Here is a 14,275-nt window from a genome sequence, read left to right on the forward strand (position 1 = left end):
CAAAAATTTTAATTCTATCTAATCAATTAAATTTTATTAAGATGAACAAATTTACACTCTTATTGTTTTTTGCTGCATTTTTCTATTCTTGTGATAAAGATGATAATTCTGCTCCTCAACCTTATACTCCGGGAGAACAACCAACAGCAAATTTACCCGCCTATCCCGTTCAACGGCAAAATAATTATCCTATAGTACTCGTACATGGAATGTGCGGCTGGGGAAGAGATGAAATGAACGGTTTTTATTATTGGGGTGGCAAAGGTGATATTCAGACTTATTTAAACACACAAGGTTACACAACTTATACCGCTTCGATGGGACCATTATCAAGTAATTGGGACCGGGCTGTCGAATTGTATTATAATATAGTGGGCGGCGTGGTCGATTATGGTGCCGTGCACGCTATGCGTCACGGACACAGTCGTTATGGCGAATCGTACCCGGGATTTTACCCAAAATGGAATGCTGCCAACAAGGTTCATTTTATAGGACATAGTATGGGAGGGCCAACTCCCAGATTATTAATTGAGTTACTTGAAAATGGTGATGAACAGGAAAAAGCCTATATCCCGGGACCACATGAAGCTCCAACTTCTGATTTATTTAAAGGCGGTAAAAACAACTGGGTGGCAAGTCACACAACCATTTCAGGTGTTCACGATGGAGCTCTGCCTGCAGATTTTGTAGGTTTTCATGATAACTTAATGAAAATGTTAATTGGCATGGGTGCGATAGGCGGAATTATACTTGAAGAAAACGCCGTTTATAATTTTGATCTGGGACAATGGGGGCTTCAAAGACAAGAAAACGAAAGCCCAAAAGCATACATGGAACGTGTTTTTGATAAAACAGCTGCAGATGATGGCTCTGCAGCCCGCTTTTGGCAATCACAGGATAATTGTGTTTATGATTTAAGTGTAAAAGCATCCCAAATGCAAAATTATTGGGCAAAAAGCTCTCATAATGTATACTATGCTTCTTATTCGTTTAATGATATGACAGAACAACCGGACGGAATCTGGACACCTTCGGATAACATGAATCCATTATTAAAGCCAGACGGAGTTGGTATAGGTAAAACTACTTTAAATTTACCGCTGGGTTATAATAAATGGAGGCCTTGCGATGGATTGGTAAGTGTACCTTCCGGTCAATACCCAATTGGACATGATTATATTTTGAGAGACACAATTCATAGAAAATTAGCTCCAAAAGGTGTTTGGGATGTACATCCCGTTATTCAGGGACAAGACCACATCAGCATCATTACACCAGACAATAAACAATCTTCAACAAATTGGTTAAATAAATTTTACTTAAAGATTGCTAAAGATCTTTCCTGTTTACCCATCTAGCTCATCTAAAAGCCGAAAAATCAAAGCATACAATATTGATTTTCGGCTTTTATTACTTACTTCCTCTCTGCCTCATCAATTTACATAACACTTTAAAAAATGCGCTGTTCTTTACAATAAATCTTAAATAAAATTCCTATTCTTAAAATAATTTGTTTACCAAAAATCGAAGAACATTAAATATCTTTGAGGTTCAATCAAACAAATTATGGCATTAATCAAAGATATTTACTCCGTTTCTTTCTACGAAAAATTTGGTCAGGCTGTCGCCGAAGTGCATCCAGCATTCAATAAACAAAAATTCATTGAAACAATTTATGAAGGTGATTTTGCACAGAAAGAATGGAAAGAACGGATGAAACACACTACTGTTGTTTTTCATCAATTTATGCCACAAAATTTTACCGAAGCTGTTGCTTTAATTGATAAAATCATCGAAAACCTAAAGAAAAACAATTTCGCAGAAAGCAATTTAGCTTTCATTTTCTTTGCTGATTATGTCGAAATGTACGGTTTAGACGATTTTAAAACTTCTGCTAAAGCTTTTATTTCTATCACACAATTTATAAGCTGTGAATTTGCAGTTCGTCCTTTTATTTTAAAGTATAAAGAAAAAATGATTGACGAAATGATCCAATGGTCACTGCATGAAAATCTCCATGTACGAAGATTAGCAAGCGAAGGTTCACGCCCGAGATTACCGTGGGCAATGGCGATTCCGTTTTTGAAAAAAGATCCCTCTTCTATCCTTCCTATTTTAGAGAATTTAAAAAATGATTCTTCAGAATATGTTCGAAGAAGTGTGGCTAACAATTTAAATGATATTGCAAAAGATAACCCGCAGATTGTTCTGGAAATTGCCTCTAGATGGAAAGATCACAGCAAAGAAACCGACGCAATCATTAAACACGGAAGCCGAACTTTACTAAAACAAGGTCATCCGGAAATTTTAAGCCATTATGGCTTGGAAAGCAACAATATTGAACTTTCCTCTTTTGCAATCAAAACACCAATTGTAAAAATTGGAGATTATCTTCAATTTCATTTTCATTTAAACAATAAAAATGAAGAAGCTAAAACAGTTCGCTTAGAATATGCAGTTCATTACAAAAAAGCAAAAGGACATTTGGCCAAAAAAGTCTTCAAAATCAGTGAGAAAATTTATCCGCCGAATCAATTAATAAAGGTTGACAGAAATCAATCTTTTAAGATAATTACAACGAGAGTTTTCCATACGGGAATTCATCAATTATCGATTATAATTAATGGTACAGAAAGTGACGTTTTGGAGTTTGAATTGATTGATTAAAGAGAAAAGAAATCTTCATCAATATTGTCAGACTGAGGGAAGTCGAAGTCCAGCAAAGTGATTCAGCATGTGAGACTTCGACTTCGCTCAGTCTGACAAAAATGCACTTCGCCTTACAACAACAAAAATGAAATGAACTATTCGGGATTTTTCTTATTTTTATAAAACAAAAATCCAGAAACAACTTTTCTTAATCTAAATTAAGTTACAGACTCGCATTACTACTGTAATTTTGTTTTCAAATCAAACTATACCACATGTCAAATATCAATTTAATTATCGAAGAACGTGCTGCCAATATTGGCAACTTTATGGTAGGTCGTTTATTGCCTTTCCGCGAAAAAAGAGCCGTTGGGCCATTTGTATTTATCGATCATATGGGGCCAGCGCATTTAAGTGATCATGAAAATATGGATGTTCCGCCACATCCGCATATTGGACTTTCTACACTAACTTTTTTGTTTGAAGGAAGCATTATGCACCGCGATAGTTTAGGAACAGAATTAGAAATAAAACCCGGAGCAGTCAACTGGATGACAGCCGGAAAAGGAATCGTTCACTCTGAAAGAACTCCTGAATATTTAAGACATTCAGACAAAATGCTTCACGGATTGCAGATTTGGGTGGCACTCCCTAAAGAATTGGAACAAATGGATCCAAATTTTGCACATGTTGAAGCAGATGATATTCCGGCTTGGGAAGAAGATGGTGTTTCATACAAATTAATTGCCGGCGAAGCATTCGGAAAAAAATCTCCGGTTCCCGTTTATAGTCCGTTATATTTTATTGAAATTAAAAGTAAAACCACTCAAAAAATTAATATTGGAAGCCATTTATTTGGTGAAAGCGGTTTGTATATTTTAGAAGGAAGTATTAAAAGTGGTGAACATGTTTATGATCCAAAACAGATCTTAATTACCAACGACAGTACACTTTGCGAATTTGAAATTGCCGCTAATTCAACCGTATATATCTTTGGAGGGCAATCGTTTCCTGAAGAACATTTTATATTTTGGAACTTTGTTTCTTCGGATAAAAACCTCATCGAAAAAGCCAAACATGACTGGACAGCACAGACTTTTCCAAAAGTACCGGGAGAAACTGAATTTGTTCCGTTACCTGAACCAAGAATCAAATAAATATGGATACAGTATCAGCAAAAATAGATACGCGTTTATATCGCACCGAAATAACATCTACCAGTGGAAATATCTTAATTTCAGACGAACCGACACAATTGGGAGGTAAAAACTTAGGTTTAAATCCTACTGAACTTTTAGCTTCGTCTTTGGCCTCATGCACTTTGATTACTTTACGAATGTACATCAATCGCAAACAATGGGATGTTTCAGAAATAAACGTCAAAATTGATTTTGAAAGAAACTCAGAACGAAATGTATCTTCTTTTATCCGAAAAATTGAAGTAATTGGCGAAGTCGACGAGATGCAAAGACTAAGATTAGAAACCATTGCAAATAGTTGCCCTATACATAAAACACTAACACATTCAATCGAAATTAAAACGACATTAATATAACTTATCATGGAAATTCAACAAATAAACGATACAAGAAGAGGCTATTTTGAAGCTGTAGAAGATGGGAAAGAAGCTGGAAAAATGACCTACACTTGGGCAGGAGACTCAAAATTTATTATTGATCATACAGAAGTGAATCCTGAATTTAATGGAAAAGGTGTTGGTAAAAAACTAGTCATGGCCGCAGTAGAATATGCCAGAACAAACAATCTGAAAATTATTCCACTTTGTCCTTTTGCAAAAAGTGTTTTTGATAAGGTGCAGGAAATACATGATGTACTTTTTTCTTAAAAGGTACTAAGGTTCTGAGATACTAAGTTTTTTTTAACCGCAAAGCTCGCGAAGAATTACGCAAAGTTCGCAAAGTTTTTTTTTAAAAGCTTTGCGAACTTTGCGTTTATACTAAGTCTAGCAGATAACAAAACCTTGCGTTCTTTGCGTTAAAAAAACAACGCATAGAAATTCGATTTTCAAATTTCCGCGAAAACTCGTATATTTGCATGTAATTTAAACTTAGAGTATGACAAGGATAATTACGCTTTTCTGTATTTTTATAGCACAAATCGGCTTTTCTCAATCGGCTGAAAGTTATTTAGAAAAAATCAGAAACAATGAAGCTCTCTTAACAGCTTTTTTTCAACAAATGCCAAAAGGAGGCGATTTACACCACCATTTTTCAGGATCAATTTATGCAGAACCTCTTTTAGAAAGAGCAATCACAGAAGATTTCTATTTGAATTTAGAAACTATGGAAGTTTCTAAAACCAAACCTGCAAACGGAAACTGGCAAACTTTCTCCTCATTAAAAAATCAAGGCAAACTAGATTACTACCAACAGCAAGTTATGCAGACCTGGTCTATCAAGGATTATAATGGATCTGTACCTTCCGATGATCAGTTTTTTGACTCTTTCATGAAATTTGAACCAACTATCGCAGGTCATTTTGCAGAAGGAATGCTCGAATTAAAAAAACGTGCTATTGCAGAAAATGTAAGTTATATCGAAACACAATTATCGACAATTCCATGCGATATGAATGTTTCGGATTTGACTGATTTTAATACAAAATTGCGTCAGGCTGCGGCTCAAAAAGATGAAAAAGCAGTTTTAAAACTTTTAGACGAATTGTATAAATCATTTCAACAAAAAGACGCCAAAAAATATGCATTAGATTTCAACACAAATTTTATTGCTAAGTTGCATAAAGATTTAAAAATAGATGACGAAAAATTCACCATGCGTTATCAGAATTTTGTGCTTCGATTTATGGATCCGGTTGATTTGTTTAAAAACTTAAGCATCGCCTTTATCTCTGCAAATGACAGTAAGCTGGTTGCAGGTGTCAATATTGTTTCTCCGGAACATGGCGAAAATTCAATGAAAGATTACTGGTTACATATGGTAATGTTTAAATATTGTCATTCGAAATTTCCTGATGTAAAATATACGCTTCATGCCGGCGAATTGACTTTAGGCTTAGTTCAGCCAGAAGATTTAACCTGGCATATTAACGACGCTATTTATGTTGCCGGCGCTAACAGAATTGGTCATGGAGTTGATATAGCTTACGAAGCAAATTCGTATGATTTACTGAAATACATGTCCAAAAATAATATTCCTGTTGAGATCAATTTAACGAGCAATGAATTTATTCTGAAAGTAAAAGATAACAGACATCCGTTTACGCTTTATAAAGAATTTAATGTGCCAATTGTAATTAGTACAGATGATGCTGGAATTTTGAGAAGTAATATGACCGAACAATATGTTTTATTAGCCAAAAGATATCAGGATGTTTCATATGCAACGATAAAACAATACGTTTACAACAGCATTAATTACAGTTTCATTCAAGATGCATCTGTAAAAAAACAATTAATTAAAGATTTAGATACTCGTTTTAAAGCTTTTGAAGCGAAGTTTTCTAAAAACTAAACCAAACCCGACAAGTTTTAAAAACCTGTCGGGTTTGCTAACGTTACAACTATGATTCTAGAAGCAGCATTTTTATATGTTAAACCGGAATTAGCCTCTCAATTTGAGGTTGATTTTGCAAAAGCAAGCCAATACATATCATCAATAAACGGTTATTCAGGACATCGTTTGGAAAAATGTCTGGAAGTCCAAAACAAATATCTTTTATTGGTCGATTGGAATACGCTTGAAGATCATACAATTGGTTTTAGAACTTCTGAAGCTTATCTGGAATGGAAAAAGATTTTACATCATTATTACGAACCGTTTCCGATTGTAGAACATTTTGAAACTGTTTTCGAGAATAAAAAATAGATTTTTATTTTGCCACAGATTAAAAAGATTTCCACAGATTAATTTAAAGTAAAATAACAAAAATCTTTTCAATCCTCTTAATCTGTGCCTAAAAAAACAAACCAATGAACATCAAACTCATCGCAATAGGCAAAACGGATAACAAATCGCTTCAAACTCTGATTGACGATTATACCAAACGTTTGTCGTTTTACATCAAATTTGATTTGGAAATTATTCCCGATATCAAAAACGTAAAAAACTTATCTGAAAGCCAGCAAAAGGAAAAAGAAGGCGAATTAATTCTGTCGAAACTTTCGGCTACTGATCAATTAATACTTTTGGATGAAAACGGAAAAAACTTCTCTAGTGTAGGTTTCTCAGAAGAATTGCAAAAGAAAATGAATTCAGGAATCAAAACACTGGTTTTTGTAATTGGCGGACCTTACGGGTTTTCAGATACCGTTTACAGTAAAGCGCAGGGAAAAATTTCGCTTTCGCTAATGACGTTTTCTCATCAAATGGTTCGTTTATTTTTTATCGAGCAGCTATACAGAGGATTTACGATTTTGCGTAATGAACCTTATCACCATCAATAAATTGTCAATCACAAGAAAAACCACAATACTAACAATCAGCATTTTAAAATCAAAAAAAATTCTAAATCCAAAATAAAAGCGTAATTTTATACTGCTTTTATTAAATCTTAATAAAATTTAATAATTATAGTTTTTTAACCCTATTTTTTTAATCTAAAAACATATAATTATGAAATCTTTACTTCGTTTTTCAGCAATCTTATGTTTGCTTTTTATTGGAATTTCATGTTCTAATAATGATGACAATTCTAGTCCGGTTATTGTGACATTTACTGCAAGTTTGACTCCCGTTACAGGCGCTACTTCAACAGCCTCTGGTGATGCTACACTCAAATTAAACCAAACAGCCAAAACGTTTGAAATAAAAGTAAATTTTACAGGACTAACACCAATTCACGGGCATGTTCACAATGCTGCCAAAGCAATTGTTATTCCATTTCCCGACTCAAGTGTATCAACTTCACCCATAACAGTGTCCGGTACACTTACAGATACACAAATAGCTGAATTAATGGCTAATCAATATTATGTAAACCTGCATACAACTGCTTATCCTGATGGAGAAATAAGCGGAACCCTCATCAAAACAGGTACCTCCGGTGGCGGAGGTGGTGGAGGTGGCGGTTATTAACACCTGAAAAAACTAAAAACAAAGCCTTTCTATCATTTGGACGGAAAGGCTTTTTGCTGTTTTATATTTCAAATTAGAAAATGAATTCTACCGGAAGTTTATCAAGATTGTAAGTCACATATTTTTGCAGTAAAATTTTATCTTGAATATATTCTTCATAACTCATGTTCTTATCAAATAAGAACACCAAATCTGGTACTTTCTCAAACTTTATACTATAAAAATGCTGTAATATCTCTGTTATTTTTATTTCCTTATTTCCCATCAAAACATGTTCTTTTCCTTTTCTAAAATAAAAGACAAAATTTTCCTTATTCGGTTTTTCTGTTTTATAGTACACTTTCGTGAAAGACAAAAAAGCAAGATTCTTTCCAATAGAATCTGCATAAGAATAATAATTTTGGGCATTTTCATTTTTGTGTGCACTGTCAGCCCTTTTCTTTTCCTGCATTTTTATAACCTCCGGAATCACTAATTTCAAAGGCAAACGCTTATCGATATTAAAAATCCAATTGGTCGAAATAATAGCACTTTTTCTATTCAAATCAGCTATTGTATCTTTTCCTTCAACTTTTAAGAAAATATAAACTGGCGAATGATCCTGGACATCTTTTACAATCGAAATATTTGATTTTGGGAGTAAAACATCTTTCTTTTCTTCACAGGAGAAAAGAAGAAAAACAATAATTAATGTAATATATTTCATGTTTCCTTAATTATTTTATTCGATTTTATAATCTTCTGGTTTAAGTAAAGGAAGCCAATGCGTTAAATTTGAAAAACGCATTATATGATAACTATCATAGCCTCCTAAAAGCACTTTTTCTTTTGTGAGAATCAGCCTGGTCTTTTGAGGATACAAACCAAATCTGGCTTCATATATAGATACTCCTTCAAAAAAATTATTCAAAATATAAGGCGATTCGCGACTTCCTTCTCCATATTTAAATACTGATGCGATAATCTTGACCATCATCGAAAAATGAAGATTGCACAATTCTGTATTACCAAGACGTTTATAAGCGTAACTTAATTCTTTATGCCCCGTAATGTTGTTAGGACTTTGACTGAGAATTTCTTTAGCTACAATAATTGCTTCATTATATTTTTTGTCTTCATTAAGTTTATAAACTTTACGGGCTAAACTATCTAAATAAGTCGGATTTATTGTCTTAGAATGAATTTTATATTTAGTCAGACTTATTATTTGTGCAGCCGTTATAGCTGTTGTATCTCCTTTTTGAAGAAGAGCTTCAACATTTTTGTAGTAATAAATAGAATTTGGATTTGTAGATTCGGTAAACTTTACATCAAAACGCTGAACGCTTTGTTGGGATTTATCTTCTCCGTAAACTTTAGTACTATTTTTTACTCCTGTTGCTTTTACTTTAGAGTTTTGACTTTTCTTATTATCTTTTCCGTCGGGATCTCCATAAATTAGATCTGCTTTTTTAACCTTTTGCGTTGGCGGTGGTGGTGGCAAAGGAGCTTGTCCAGAGCTTAAATTAACCATAAAACAAACAAAGCAAACCAAGAAACATTTCTTTTTCATATTAATATCTAAACTTAAAAGTATATAATTTAAAAACTCATTTTATTAAACAAAGTAACGCACTCAACAGCTTCTTTCACATCATGAACACGAAGGATTTTTGCTCCTTTGGTCAAAGCAATTGTATTCAGGAATGTTGTTCCGTTTAAAGCTTCTTGTGGTGTAATATCAAGTGTTTTGTATATCATCGATTTTCTGGAAATTCCTGCTAAAACCGGTAACTTTAATAAATTAAAAAGCTCCATTTTTTGCATTACTTCATAATTCTGATCGGTTGTTTTAGCAAAACCAAAACCGGGATCTAAAATCAAGTCGTTGATTCCTAAACTTCTTGCTTTTTTTACTTTTTCAGAAAAATAGAAAAGCATTTCTTTTACAATATCTTCGTATTGTGTCAGGCTCTGCATCGTTTGTGGATTACCTCGCATATGCATCATAATGTATGGTACATTGTAATGCGCAATTACATCAAACATATTCTCGTCGAGTTCTCCTGCTGCAATATCGTTTATAATCGCTGCGCCACTTTCTATACTTGCTTTTGCCACTTCGGCTCTAAAAGTATCTATTGACAACAATGCTTCCGGATAATGCTTTAAAATCAATTCAATTGCAGGAACAATTCGGTCAATTTCTTCTTGCTCTGTTACAAATTCAGCGCTTGGTTTACTGGAATATGCTCCTATATCAATGAAAGTTGCCCCTTCTGAAAGCATTTTTTCAACCTGCGAAATAATTTCAACTTCGTTTTTATATTTTCCACCGTCAAAAAAAGAATTTGGCGTGACATTCAGGATTCCCATTACCTTTGGAATCTCTAAATCTATAAGTTTGCCTTTGCAGTTAATTGTCATTGTTTGTTTTGTTTCAGGTTTCAAGTTATCACCGTTAACAATTTGTTTAGAAAAAACTTGAAACAAAGAAAACCTGAAACTTGAAACTCTTTAATATTATCCCTATTTTTGGAAAAATTTAAGCAAATATACAGCATATAAATGAAGAATACTTCCCAAGAGTTTGATAATGTAATCGCGGTTTGCCGAACCTTGTTTATCAATAAAATGAAAGATTATGGCAGTGCGTGGCGAATTTTAAGACTACCATCACTAACAGATCAGATTTTCATAAAAGCGCAAAGAATTAGAAGTTTACAGGAAAATGATGTCCGTAAAGTTGATGAGGATGAAAAAGGAGAATTTATCGGTATCATCAATTATTCTATCATGGCTTTGATTCAGCTGGAACTGGGTGTTGTAGATCAACCCGATCTGGATGTTGAAAAAGCAACTGAATTATATGATGCTAAGGTTAAACTTACCAAAGAACTAATGGAAGCCAAAAATCACGATTACGGTGAAGCCTGGCGTGACATGCGTGTAAGTTCTTTAACCGATTTGATTTTGCAAAAATTACTTCGCGTAAAGCAAATTGAAGACAATAAAGGCCTTACTTTAGTTTCTGAAGGCATTGATGCTAATTATCAGGACATGATTAATTATTCTGTTTTTGCTTTGATTTTAAACCCTATTACTAAATAAATTCCAAATCGTAAAATTCCAAATTCCAATGCTAAACTTGGAATTTGGATTTTGAATATTTAAATATTTGTTATGAAGAACATCATTACCCAATTCTCCCGATTATTTGTCGGTATTTTATTTATCATTTCCGGATTAATTAAATTAAATGATCCAGTTGGTTTCTCTTATAAATTAGCAGAATATTTCAGCGAACCGGTTTTCAATATGCCTTTTTTAGAGCCATTAGCTTTAGGATTGGCTATTATCTTAGTGATTCTCGAAGTGGTTTTGGGTGTAATGCTTTTGGTTGGATACAAATCAAAGCTAACCATTTGGGCTTTATTACTTTTAATTGTTTTCTTCACATTCCTTACCTTTTACTCTGCTTATTTTGATGTGGTAAAAGATTGCGGATGTTTTGGAGACGCTTTACATTTAACGCCTTGGCAATCCTTCTCTAAAGATGTTGTTTTATTATTTTTCATTCTGATTTTATTCATCAATCAAAAATTAATTAAACCTTTATTTTCAACACCGCAAACTAACTTTGCTGTTTATGTGAGCGTTTTTTTATGTGCATTTATGGCGGTTTGGGTTTTAAATCACAATCCGTTAAAGGATTTCCGTCCGTATAAAGTTGGAACTAATATCGAGAAAGGGATGGAAATTCCTGAAGGTGCTCCGAAATCTGTGGTAGAAATGATTTTTATCTACAAAGTAAATGGTGTTGATAAAGAATTTACAGAGAAAGATTTAATGAATATTCCTGAAGGTGCCACTTTTGTTGATCGTAAAGACAAAGTAATCACAGAAGGTTATGTACCGCCAATTCATGATTTTACCATGACAAAAGATGATTCAGATTATAAAGACGAATTATTAAAGGAACCAAAACTGGTCATTTTTGTTACTTACGATTTGACTTTATCAGAACCAGCCGGTATGAAAAAACTAGCTAAAGTAACTGCCGATGCAAAAGCAAAAGGATACAAAGTAGTTGCTATGACAGCATCTGGAGCTGATGAAATTGCAAAAGCTAAAAAGACATACGGATTAGATGTTGATTTCTATTTCTGCGATGCAACAGCATTAAAAACTATCGAAAGAGCAAATCCTAGCATTGTAATTTTACATAAAGGAACAATAGTACAAAAAGTACATTATAATGACGTTGATAAATTAGAATTATCAGATGTTGCTTATGGTATTTAAAAAATATCATCATACTATTCAAAAAAAGCTACAATTAAAATTTGTAGCTTTTTTTTTACTTATTTTTATACTTTTGTGAATTTAAGACAAAAGAATGAAACATCTACAATACGATCTTTATAGAAATACTGACACAACTATTTTGGAATTTAAAAGCATCGGACCAAATAGAGAAATAACGAAAGTTATAACTTTTAATCCAACTCAATCTAAAGAAATTTATAATCTGGCATTTGGAGATTTAATTTATAATGAAGTTCAGGAAAGATATATTTTGGATGATTCAATAATAACTGACAACGGAGACAGAAATATCATTTTAGCTACCGTCGCAAAATCGGTTTATATTTTCACAGAAAAATATCCTGAAAAGATGGTCTTTTTTAAAGGCAGTACACCTGGACGAACACGTTTATACAGGAGAGCAATATCAATTCATTTAGAGGAATTATCTGAAACTTTCACTATCTTTGGAACAATAAAGAATGAGGCTGAAAATGTTGTAAGTGTTCCGTTTAAAACAAATGGCGATTTTTTTGGTTTTATATTAAAAAGAAAAGAATTATGAAAGCTACAGTAAGAAAAAAATCAGCTGAAAACAAAAATGCTTCTATTAATTCCAAAATAAAGATTGATAGAAAATTAGACGATTTAAAAATTACAGAATCAAATAAGCAAGAAGAAGTTAATAAACTTACTTTTAATGTGAATTTATAATTTAAGTCAACATATAAATAAGTAAAAAGTCCTTTTGTAAAATGGACTTTTTTTATGATAAAAAAATAATATTCTATGAAACACTTTCAAAAAATCTTCTTTACATTTTTATTTACTCTATCTCTTGTTTTTATGGCTTCTAGTCAGGAAAAAACAGCTAAACAAGACCAACGCTATATTTTCTTTCTGCACAATGCGTTTGTAGAACAAAATGATTTAAATGTTGCACATCCCGAATATGGTAAAGCTGAATACAACGAAATTCTGGCTTCTTTTAGAAAAGATAATTTTATTGTTTTTAGCGAAAAAAGAAAGAAAAATACAAATGCAGCAGATTATGCAGAAAAGATTGTAAAACAAATCAAAGGTTTATTAAAAAAAGGAATCTCTCCAGATAAAATAACTGTTATCGGGACTTCAAAAGGTGGTTACATTGCACAATTTGTTTCGACTTTTTTAGCCAATCCAGATGTGAATTTTGTTTTTATTGGATGCTTTATGGACTCTGACATAACGAAAATTCCGGATATTAATTTCTGCGGAAACATTTTAACGATCTACGAAAAATCAGATGTTTATGGCGTTTCTGCTATTAAGAGAAAGGAAACTTCTAAACTCAAAATAAATCATTTTAAGGAAATCGAATTAAATACGAATCTGAAACATGGCTTTTTGTACAAAGCTGCAGATAATTGGATTGCTCCATGTAAAAAATGGGCAAACGGAAATTACGACTTAAACTAAAATCTTTAAGCCTTCAATAGAATTATTTATTGAAGGCTTTTTTTATGAAATCTGACGTTTTTTTATTTCAAAATTCTATCAGAGAAGTAAAATTCTTCTCCATTTTTTAATCATTAGAAAAAACATTTAAAAAAACTGTCTGTTTTAAGCTCAACTATTACGATTTCATTCGATATTTTCTAACCTAAATTTCCAGTTTTGTTATAAAATAAGCTAGTCTTGAAATTTTGTTAATCTACAATTGGCATTCCATTTGTTTGTTTAACTTTGTGAATTCAGTATTAAAATAAAAATAGAAACTTATATGAAACAATTAGCCCTAATCGTTATTGCATTTATTACATTTTCTTGTTCACAAGCACAGAAAACAAGTTTTTCAAAAGAGGCTTTATCAGAAAAATTATTAGCAGCAGATGGAAGTCAGGTTGCATTTAAAGACATTTTAAAAAAATATAAAGGAAAAAATCTGGTTATTGAAGTTTGGGCTTCATGGTGTGGAGATTGTGTAAAAGCAATGCCAAAAGTAAAAGAATTACAAGCTGCAAATCCAAATGTATCTTACTTATTCCTTTCTGCTGATAAAACAGCTGACAAATGGAAAGCAGGAATCGAAAAGCACGAATTAAAAGGAGATCATTTTATGATGAATGACGGTATGAAAGGTGTTTTTGGAAAAGCAATTGATTTAGACTGGATTCCAAGATACATTGTTATTGACAGAACTGGTACTATTGTATTATACCGTGCTATTGAAACTGATTTTGATAAAATCAATGAGACGGTAAAAACTACACAATATGAATAAGTCTTTGACTTATTAAAAGCAA

General features: G+C 32.6%; 18 protein-coding genes. 15 read left to right on the plus strand and 3 right to left on the minus strand.

Going from position 1 to position 14,275, the window contains the following annotated elements; genetic code table 11:
• Positions 1 to 41: 41 nt before the first annotated feature.
• The 9 genes from OLM51_RS14350 to OLM51_RS14390 all read left to right on the plus strand — a co-directional run bounded on the left by OLM51_RS14350 (position 42) and on the right by OLM51_RS14390 (position 7,703).
• Complete coding sequence (locus OLM51_RS14350; protein ID WP_264551285.1) at positions 42 to 1,358, plus strand: esterase/lipase family protein; 1,317 nt, start codon at positions 42 to 44, stop codon at positions 1,356 to 1,358.
• A gap of 208 nt (positions 1,359 to 1,566) precedes the next feature.
• Positions 1,567 to 2,667: a DNA alkylation repair protein gene (locus OLM51_RS14355; RefSeq protein WP_264551286.1), complete on the plus strand. Its 1,101-nt coding sequence runs from the start codon at positions 1,567 to 1,569 to the stop codon at positions 2,665 to 2,667.
• A gap of 257 nt (positions 2,668 to 2,924) precedes the next feature.
• Positions 2,925 to 3,806: a pirin family protein gene (locus OLM51_RS14360; protein ID WP_264551287.1), complete on the plus strand. Its 882-nt coding sequence runs from the start codon at positions 2,925 to 2,927 to the stop codon at positions 3,804 to 3,806.
• 2 nt (positions 3,807 to 3,808) lie between these two features.
• Positions 3,809 to 4,204 (plus strand): OsmC family protein, encoded by a 396-nt coding sequence (locus tag OLM51_RS14365; protein WP_264551288.1) that lies wholly within the window; start codon positions 3,809 to 3,811, stop codon positions 4,202 to 4,204.
• Between the two features lie 6 nt (positions 4,205 to 4,210).
• The gene (locus OLM51_RS14370) at positions 4,211 to 4,495 is read left to right on the plus strand and encodes a GNAT family N-acetyltransferase (protein WP_264551289.1); all 285 of its coding nucleotides are present in this window, start codon (positions 4,211 to 4,213) and stop codon (positions 4,493 to 4,495) included.
• 229 nt (positions 4,496 to 4,724) lie between these two features.
• The gene (locus tag OLM51_RS14375; protein ID WP_264551290.1) at positions 4,725 to 6,140 is read left to right on the plus strand and encodes an adenosine deaminase; all 1,416 of its coding nucleotides are present in this window, start codon (positions 4,725 to 4,727) and stop codon (positions 6,138 to 6,140) included.
• 51 nt (positions 6,141 to 6,191) lie between these two features.
• On the plus strand, positions 6,192 to 6,494 hold the full coding sequence (locus tag OLM51_RS14380) for an antibiotic biosynthesis monooxygenase family protein (RefSeq protein WP_264551291.1): 303 nt from the start codon (positions 6,192 to 6,194) through the stop codon (positions 6,492 to 6,494).
• A gap of 104 nt (positions 6,495 to 6,598) precedes the next feature.
• The gene (gene rlmH, locus OLM51_RS14385; protein WP_264551292.1) at positions 6,599 to 7,072 is read left to right on the plus strand and encodes a 23S rRNA (pseudouridine(1915)-N(3))-methyltransferase RlmH; all 474 of its coding nucleotides are present in this window, start codon (positions 6,599 to 6,601) and stop codon (positions 7,070 to 7,072) included.
• A 169-nt stretch (positions 7,073 to 7,241) separates the two neighbouring features.
• Entirely contained in the window at positions 7,242 to 7,703 is a 462-nt protein-coding gene (locus tag OLM51_RS14390; protein ID WP_264551293.1) for a CHRD domain-containing protein, read from the plus strand.
• 73 nt (positions 7,704 to 7,776) lie between these two features.
• Here the strand turns inward: OLM51_RS14390 and OLM51_RS14395 are convergent, their stop codons facing one another.
• From OLM51_RS14395 to folP, 3 genes are read right to left on the minus strand one after another with little or no spacing between them, the layout of a single operon-like run.
• Complete coding sequence (locus tag OLM51_RS14395) at positions 7,777 to 8,409, minus strand: hypothetical protein (RefSeq protein WP_264551294.1); 633 nt, start codon at positions 8,407 to 8,409, stop codon at positions 7,777 to 7,779.
• Between the two features lie 15 nt (positions 8,410 to 8,424).
• Entirely contained in the window at positions 8,425 to 9,255 is an 831-nt protein-coding gene (locus OLM51_RS14400) for a DUF4919 domain-containing protein (protein WP_264551295.1), read from the minus strand.
• 29 nt (positions 9,256 to 9,284) lie between these two features.
• Positions 9,285 to 10,109, minus strand: coding sequence for a dihydropteroate synthase (gene folP / locus OLM51_RS14405; protein WP_264551296.1), 825 nt, complete (start codon positions 10,107 to 10,109; stop codon positions 9,285 to 9,287).
• 141 nt (positions 10,110 to 10,250) lie between these two features.
• Between folP and OLM51_RS14410 the strand changes: the two genes are divergently transcribed.
• The 6 genes from OLM51_RS14410 to OLM51_RS14435 all read left to right on the plus strand — a co-directional run bounded on the left by OLM51_RS14410 (position 10,251) and on the right by OLM51_RS14435 (position 14,253).
• Positions 10,251 to 10,793 carry a DUF1599 domain-containing protein gene (locus OLM51_RS14410; RefSeq protein WP_264551297.1) on the plus strand — a complete coding sequence of 181 codons (543 nt, stop codon included), beginning with the start codon at positions 10,251 to 10,253 and terminating at the stop codon, positions 10,791 to 10,793.
• A 72-nt stretch (positions 10,794 to 10,865) separates the two neighbouring features.
• The gene (locus OLM51_RS14415) at positions 10,866 to 11,987 is read left to right on the plus strand and encodes a BT_3928 family protein (protein WP_264551298.1); all 1,122 of its coding nucleotides are present in this window, start codon (positions 10,866 to 10,868) and stop codon (positions 11,985 to 11,987) included.
• 94 nt (positions 11,988 to 12,081) lie between these two features.
• Positions 12,082 to 12,555 (plus strand): DUF6934 family protein, encoded by a 474-nt coding sequence (locus OLM51_RS14420; protein WP_264551299.1) that lies wholly within the window; start codon positions 12,082 to 12,084, stop codon positions 12,553 to 12,555.
• Positions 12,552 to 12,704 (plus strand): hypothetical protein, encoded by a 153-nt coding sequence (locus OLM51_RS14425; RefSeq protein WP_264551300.1) that lies wholly within the window; start codon positions 12,552 to 12,554, stop codon positions 12,702 to 12,704. The genes OLM51_RS14420 and OLM51_RS14425 overlap by 4 nt, the downstream gene beginning before the upstream one ends.
• Positions 12,705 to 12,779: 75 nt before the next feature.
• Positions 12,780 to 13,448: an alpha/beta hydrolase gene (locus tag OLM51_RS14430; protein ID WP_264551301.1), complete on the plus strand. Its 669-nt coding sequence runs from the start codon at positions 12,780 to 12,782 to the stop codon at positions 13,446 to 13,448.
• A gap of 304 nt (positions 13,449 to 13,752) precedes the next feature.
• A complete protein-coding gene (locus OLM51_RS14435; protein WP_264551302.1) occupies positions 13,753 to 14,253 on the plus strand; it encodes a TlpA family protein disulfide reductase in 501 nt (166 codons plus the stop codon).
• Positions 14,254 to 14,275 lie beyond the last annotated feature (22 nt).

Source organism: Flavobacterium sp. N2038, from assembly GCF_025947185.1.
Taxonomy (GTDB): Bacteria; Bacteroidota; Bacteroidia; order Flavobacteriales; family Flavobacteriaceae; genus Flavobacterium.

Bases quoted from the DNA above. Each gene is read 5' to 3' on its own strand.
- OLM51_RS14350 (WP_264551285.1), top strand. From the start codon at position 42: ATGAACAAATTTACACTCTTATTGTTTTTTGCTGCATTTTTCTATTCT.
- OLM51_RS14355 (WP_264551286.1), top strand. From the start codon at position 1,567: ATGGCATTAATCAAAGATATTTACTCCGTTTCTTTCTACGAAAAATTT.
- OLM51_RS14360 (WP_264551287.1), top strand. From the start codon at position 2,925: ATGTCAAATATCAATTTAATTATCGAAGAACGTGCTGCCAATATTGGC.
- OLM51_RS14365 (WP_264551288.1), top strand. From the start codon at position 3,809: ATGGATACAGTATCAGCAAAAATAGATACGCGTTTATATCGCACCGAA.
- OLM51_RS14370 (WP_264551289.1), top strand. From the start codon at position 4,211: ATGGAAATTCAACAAATAAACGATACAAGAAGAGGCTATTTTGAAGCT.
- OLM51_RS14375 (WP_264551290.1), top strand. From the start codon at position 4,725: ATGACAAGGATAATTACGCTTTTCTGTATTTTTATAGCACAAATCGGC.
- OLM51_RS14380 (WP_264551291.1), top strand. From the start codon at position 6,192: ATGATTCTAGAAGCAGCATTTTTATATGTTAAACCGGAATTAGCCTCT.
- rlmH (WP_264551292.1), top strand. From the start codon at position 6,599: ATGAACATCAAACTCATCGCAATAGGCAAAACGGATAACAAATCGCTT.
- OLM51_RS14390 (WP_264551293.1), top strand. From the start codon at position 7,242: ATGAAATCTTTACTTCGTTTTTCAGCAATCTTATGTTTGCTTTTTATT.
- OLM51_RS14395 (WP_264551294.1), bottom strand. From the start codon at position 8,409: ATGAAATATATTACATTAATTATTGTTTTTCTTCTTTTCTCCTGTGAA.
- OLM51_RS14400 (WP_264551295.1), bottom strand. From the start codon at position 9,255: ATGAAAAAGAAATGTTTCTTGGTTTGCTTTGTTTGTTTTATGGTTAAT.
- folP (WP_264551296.1), bottom strand. From the start codon at position 10,109: ATGACAATTAACTGCAAAGGCAAACTTATAGATTTAGAGATTCCAAAG.
- OLM51_RS14410 (WP_264551297.1), top strand. From the start codon at position 10,251: ATGAAGAATACTTCCCAAGAGTTTGATAATGTAATCGCGGTTTGCCGA.
- OLM51_RS14415 (WP_264551298.1), top strand. From the start codon at position 10,866: ATGAAGAACATCATTACCCAATTCTCCCGATTATTTGTCGGTATTTTA.
- OLM51_RS14420 (WP_264551299.1), top strand. From the start codon at position 12,082: ATGAAACATCTACAATACGATCTTTATAGAAATACTGACACAACTATT.
- OLM51_RS14425 (WP_264551300.1), top strand. From the start codon at position 12,552: ATGAAAGCTACAGTAAGAAAAAAATCAGCTGAAAACAAAAATGCTTCT.
- OLM51_RS14430 (WP_264551301.1), top strand. From the start codon at position 12,780: ATGAAACACTTTCAAAAAATCTTCTTTACATTTTTATTTACTCTATCT.
- OLM51_RS14435 (WP_264551302.1), top strand. From the start codon at position 13,753: ATGAAACAATTAGCCCTAATCGTTATTGCATTTATTACATTTTCTTGT.